The sequence below is a fragment of the Megasphaera massiliensis genome (assembly GCF_036305205.1).
In the GTDB taxonomy this organism is placed as follows: Bacteria; Bacillota; Negativicutes; order Veillonellales; family Megasphaeraceae; genus Megasphaera; species Megasphaera massiliensis.
The window spans coordinates 1-3,499 of record NZ_JAXIXE010000046.1 but is presented as its reverse complement, the minus strand read 5'-3'; the positions used below and the strand labels follow the sequence as shown (position 1 = coordinate 3,499).

The window sequence follows — 3,499 nt, the reverse complement described above, 5'->3', positions numbered from 1 at the left end:
TGTCAAAGGTTTTCGCGGATGGCTGGAAAAAGAAGCCGATGCCTTTACCAAGGTGATGAAGGAATACGGTCAGGTGAAAAGCGACGAACAGCGCAGCTATACCATTACGGACGGAGACTTCCGTCTGGAGGTGAAAAGCAACAAGGTGAAAGGCTTCGATGAACGAGCTGACATGGCAGCCGACCGTCTGATTGACTATTTGAAGCGCTACATGCAGAACAGCGAGAAAGGTTCTGATGATCCGATGTATCAGATGGCCATGACCCTGCTGGAGCGCAACAAGATGGGCGACCTGGACTACAAGAGCATTTCAAAGCTGTATGAACTGGAAGATAAGTTCGATGAAGAGTATGCAGACATCATGCGCCTGTTCAAGGAAGCTAATGTAGTGCAGCGCAATGCCACCAACTACTACTTCAGCCGCCGCAACCCTGAAAACGGCGTATGGACCCGCATTGAACCCAGTTTCTGCCGTTTGTAACCGAAACCCGTTAACCCTATAAACAGAAAGCGCCGCAGTTGTTATAATTGCGGCGCTTTTGTTCTTAAAATAGATGGAAATCAGTTATTTTTGTAAGAGAAATAAAATGTATGGGCAAAGGACGGGATAAAGAACTGATCAAGCTGCGTGACGAGGCACTATGCCGTCGTTACTACTATTGGACAGAAATACAGCGGTTGCGGTTCGACGATGCTTTAAAAGTGTTGTCGGAGCGCGAATTCTTTATATCCGAGGAACGTATCATGACCATCATCCGCCGGGAATCACGTGAGGGAACAGACTACAATCTGAAGCCTGTTCCCAAGGTGAAAGCCCCTCGTCTGACTGCCGCCCAGCTTGAGCTATTCCCCGTAAGATGACGGCATGGCCGATTCATCGTGCAGTGTGAATGAGAATGTCATTTCATAGACCTTGATGTAATGTGGCATGGCATACGAGCGGCTTTTCTCGCGTACCAGCGGCGAAGCGTTGTCCGTGCATTGCAGACACTGCAGCGACTTGTATAATTTCCCGGCCAGCTGCTGCCTTTCCCTCACCTTGTCATACGTGCCGGATGCGTAGCTTGTATCGTCGTAACAATCAATAGCCAGCCGGACGGTCAGCATGGATTCGCTTTTCTGTACCCCATATCCGAGGTCGTTCCAGTCAGAACTTGTATTTCCAATCAATACACAAGGGAAGGTGACCGGGTACTGGTCTTCTTCTGCCCCCATTTCCAATTGTCCGTAGTCCTCATCGATGAGCGAGAGTTCCGGCATTTCCTGTGCAATCTGTTCCATGATTGCGATAAAAACTTCTTCCATATCCTTAGCTGTTTAAAATGTTGGTAATTTCCTGATCCATCTTCTCCCGTATGCGGCTGTTCAATTCTTCGCTTTCGCCCATGAATTGGCGCTGCGGGATGCGAATGTGCAGTCTCTTTTTTTTGGTAAGTGCCATGTTTCTCCAGAACTGTGCTTGCGGATTCAGTTCCTTCGGTTTGGTATGTCGTTTAACGCGTTTCTTTTGCCCTGTGTCGGCTTTTTTTCTTTTCCCCGAAGCCTTGTAGAACTTGGCCCATGCAAAGCGCCTCATGCGGTCTGTGACGGTGACATCGATTTCCCCGCCCCAGTTGTTGATGGGTGCATAGACCACCTCGTTGAATACCCTTACCCGGTAGTCTGCAGGTGTATATCCGACCGATTTGAACAGATGCTTCCTGCCGGAGAGCAGCGTTCCATAATTGCTGGCGGCATCGGAACCTCCCGAGGACAGCCGTTTGGCTTTGGGCCAAGGGTGAAGACCGCCATTGACAAATCCACCCTGCCGGAAGTTATCCTGAAAATGGTCTTTGGCCATTCGTCCTACCATGACCGGCATTTTGCGGCGCATCATACTGTCCAGCCTGTCACGTTTCCGCTTTATCATTTCCGTAAAATCTTTTATGTCCATAATCATCAGTAATTCAAGAATAATTTATAACTTTGCAACCGAGGCTTCCAATATGCCTTTTATGCGTTATGAATATACCGGAACAAGTAAAGAACGAGGCCCGTGTACTTATTGAGCAATACGGTGACACCTTCGAATACCTTGGTATTTATGAAGGCCAGGAAGCCTATGTGTTCAAGTTTCCGGGGGACTCCTGTACCGGTTATCCTTTCGTCTATCTGTATGACGGTAAAGACGCAACCGAAATAACCGGTCCGTTATCCCTTGACGTTATCGATTCATGTATCGAAAATATCGAGAAAGGAGACATCGAATAGCTTATTGTCAATTCTCAGGACTCCCCTGCAGTTGTGGGAAGTCGCAGCTCCTATTTCACATAAATATTTTACGTCTTTCCATTCCATTCCTGAACCGGCAGAATTATCGCTTTGGGGTTCGATATACCTTAGTTCACCATCCGCAAACCGTTGCAGGATTGTAGCATGCCCGCCCCCGCTTTTCCAGCCGATACTCAATTCATACACGCCTTCTTCCTTACATACCTCATTGAAATACTCCATGTACCTTTTAGGGGTCATTTTCAAGTACCCTTTGTGCGCAAGCCAGCTGTTTATACTTATATGCTGCGCCGGAGTACCGTCGGTGTTTTTCCAGACTTCAAAAGCACGTCCATTACTCAGATATTCAAGTTTAGACCCTGCGACATTGCCTTTGGCGGTAATATCCCATCCACGTAATCGTAAAGCGTATGCCGGTGCGCAAGTCTGGCAGTTGATACTGTATGGAGTATCCCGTTTTTTATCGTAATCGCTGTTCTTCCGGTATCTGTTTCCCCTTTTATCGCGGTATATTCCTTTGGAATCCAAAATATACTCTTCCACATGTTTGGGATTTGCATTCTGTTTGTCCGCCTCATCCACATCCATAGGTTTTCCTTTTTTGATTTTAAGAGCCTTTTCCATTTCGAGGTTGTTCCTGGCAATGGCCATTTTTTCCTCCCCGGTAAGGTAGTCCGGCATTTCCGCAATCATCTCGTCAATACGGGCCATAAGTTTATCCACCGCTTTTTGGGCACCCTTGTGGGCTTCTGCCTGATATGGATGATTGTCGGAAAACAGTTTGCCGTCCGTTCCCGGATTGTTATCCAGTCCGGGATGGGGCTTGTTCTTGTCGTCTTCGTCCGGAAGTGGTGTCGGCTCCTCGTCGGTGGCAGTGAGGTCGCACTTGCAGTTCCACCGGTCGCCCGGTCGGTGGATGTTCCAGAACGTGTCATCAATCGGCCGGATGGTATTCCAGAACGGGCGGTGGTCAGCCCCCGGATGAATGGAGGTGGACGGTAGCCATTTGAGGTTGGGCAGAATATCGCGTTCGCGCAGGAACTGTTGCCAGTCAGCCGCCTGATGCGCCCGGATGACCGCCGTATCATACTCCGTCCGCAGCCAGTGACGAACCTGATGGGAAGCAATGGGCAAGACTTCCTGTACCCATTTGTCGAACGGTTTTAAAATGCCGTTTGAATCCAATAAAAGTCGTGCCATGTCATTCTGCATACGATGTACCTTGAAT

General features: G+C 48.6%; 5 protein-coding genes. 2 read left to right on the top strand and 3 right to left on the bottom strand.

What is annotated here, in order from left to right; all coding sequences use genetic code 11:
* Positions 1–481: DUF3164 family protein (locus UCI88_RS10375; protein ID WP_330024197.1), on the top strand; the 481-nt coding region annotated here is incomplete at its 5' end.
* Between the two features lie 110 nt (positions 482–591).
* Entirely contained in the window at positions 592–861 is a 270-nt protein-coding gene (locus tag UCI88_RS10370; RefSeq protein WP_330024196.1) for a hypothetical protein, read from the top strand.
* Here the strand turns inward: UCI88_RS10370 and UCI88_RS10365 are convergent.
* From UCI88_RS10365 to UCI88_RS10355, 3 genes are all read right to left on the bottom strand, one after another.
* Positions 844–1,281 carry a hypothetical protein gene (locus tag UCI88_RS10365; protein ID WP_330024195.1) on the bottom strand — a complete coding sequence of 146 codons (438 nt, stop codon included), beginning with the start codon at positions 1,279–1,281 and terminating at the stop codon, positions 844–846. The two genes, UCI88_RS10370 and UCI88_RS10365, sit on opposite strands and share 18 nt — an antisense overlap.
* Positions 1,282–1,309: 28 nt before the next feature.
* Positions 1,310–1,933: a hypothetical protein gene (locus tag UCI88_RS10360; RefSeq protein ID WP_330024194.1), complete on the bottom strand. Its 624-nt coding sequence runs from the start codon at positions 1,931–1,933 to the stop codon at positions 1,310–1,312.
* 278 nt (positions 1,934–2,211) lie between these two features.
* Positions 2,212–3,499: toxin glutamine deamidase domain-containing protein (locus UCI88_RS10355; RefSeq protein WP_330024192.1), on the bottom strand; the 1,288-nt coding region annotated here is incomplete at its 5' end.

Bases quoted from the DNA above. Each gene is read 5' to 3' on its own strand.
- UCI88_RS10370 (WP_330024196.1), top strand. From the start codon at position 592: ATGGGCAAAGGACGGGATAAAGAACTGATCAAGCTGCGTGACGAGGCA.
- UCI88_RS10360 (WP_330024194.1), bottom strand. From the start codon at position 1,933: ATGGACATAAAAGATTTTACGGAAATGATAAAGCGGAAACGTGACAGG.
- UCI88_RS10365 (WP_330024195.1), bottom strand. From the start codon at position 1,281: ATGGAACAGATTGCACAGGAAATGCCGGAACTCTCGCTCATCGATGAG.